We start from the raw sequence: 263 nt of genomic DNA on the forward strand, positions 1-263 counted from the left end.
CTCGTCGGCTCGGTCGCCACGCACGAGGTCGGGCTCACCTGGCTCTCCTGGGCCTGCTTCGGTGTCGGCGTGTTCTTCTGGGTCGTGATGACCGGCCTGCTCCTCATCCGGCTGTCATTCCGCCCCGCGTTGCCCGCACCGCTCGTGCCGACGATGGCGATCCTCGTGGCACCGCCGTCGGTCGCCACGGTCGCGGTGTTCGCGCTGACGGACGACGTGCTCACGGTCCCGGTGCAGGCGATCACCGGGCTCGGCGTGCTGCT

The 263-nt window shown here is 70.7% G+C and carries 1 pseudogene; it reads left to right on the plus strand.

The features are described from left to right. Positions 1-263: pseudogene (locus BIV03_RS04935) on the plus strand (transporter); the annotation flags it as partial.

This window comes from Curtobacterium sp. MCBA15_016 (genome assembly GCF_001865105.1).
Lineage (GTDB): Bacteria > Actinomycetota > Actinomycetes > Actinomycetales > Microbacteriaceae > Curtobacterium.